The sequence below is a fragment of the Bacillus sp. GMa5/1 genome, from assembly GCF_050172015.1.
In the GTDB taxonomy this organism is placed as follows: Bacteria; Bacillota; Bacilli; order Bacillales; family Bacillaceae_G; genus Bacillus_A; species Bacillus_A cereus.
The window spans coordinates 1-1,056 of the sequence record NZ_JBNLYC010000427.1; the positions used below are offsets into that span (position 1 = coordinate 1).

Below are 1,056 nucleotides of genomic sequence, written 5' to 3' on the forward strand. Positions count from 1 at the left end.
ATGCAATAAATATATTATTCTTATCGTATATTAATTATTCAAACTTAATGTTTATTAAAATGGTAAATATGGTTTTGGATCTACTTGTCCACCTATATACTGATTCTTAATTTCGAAGTGCAAATGGTTCCCAGTAGAGTCTCGCCTGTACTACCTACTTTTCCTATTACTTGACCTTGTTGTACATGTGCCCCTACAGTAGTTAAAATTGAGTCCATATGACTGTATAATGTCCAAAGTCCGTCTTCATGCCTAATAAACACCGCATTTCCATATCCACCAAATCCTTGACCTCTTACACCAAAACCAGCAAATTCTACAGTTCCCGATTTAGATGCCATTATTGGTGTACCCTTTGCCGCTGAGAAATCAATACCTTTATGCACTGTCCCCCAACGACTTCCATACCATGAGCTAACATTTGGATTTTGGATAGACATTTGATATTTAGAAGAACCCGAATCTGTTTCATGCGGATTCATCCACTTGTCGCCTTCCCATGTTTTAATCTTTAACCAACCACTAGTTGTCCCATCTATTATTCTAAAATTCTGCGGACTATATACTGCTCCAGCGTTTGCTTTTCCTGAACTAAATGAAGGCTCATTATACGCATAGATTGTTTTGTTGACAGTAATTTGTTCAGCCGTAGGATTCATCCACTTGTCGCCTTCCCACGTCTTAATTTTCAGCCAACCATCTGTTGTTCCATCTACTATTCTAAATGTTTGTCGCCCATACTTCGCTCCAGCATTCGCAACCTTTGATGAGAAAGAAGGTTCATCATATGCATAGAAATCTCCCATGACACGTTCTTCCCCATTTAAGTTAATCCAAGCTGGACCTTCCCATGTTTCAATCTTCCACCAACCATTATCTCTTTTTTCCACGACTCCTACATTTTGAGCACCATACTCTGATCCACCATTTGTTTTAGCTGAATTAAAAGATGGTTCCTTATACCCATAGAATGATTGATTCACGTACTCAGAACTACTAGCAGCGTGAGTTACCATACTAAATGTCGAGATAGATAGAATAAAGAATAATAACATT

At 37.9% G+C, this 1,056-nt stretch carries 1 protein-coding gene; it reads right to left on the reverse strand.

What is annotated here, in order from left to right:
• Window positions 1–92: 92 nt before the first annotated feature.
• Window positions 93–1,055 (reverse strand): M23 family metallopeptidase, encoded by a 963-nt coding sequence (locus ACQGSG_RS29165; RefSeq protein ID WP_426948781.1) that lies wholly within the window; start codon window positions 1,053–1,055, stop codon window positions 93–95.
• Between the last annotated feature and the right edge of the window lies 1 nt (window position 1,056).

Excerpts from the sequence above, each read along its gene's own strand:
- ACQGSG_RS29165 (WP_426948781.1), bottom strand. The coding sequence starts at position 1,055 with ATGTTATTATTCTTTATTCTATCTATCTCGACATTTAGTATGGTAACT.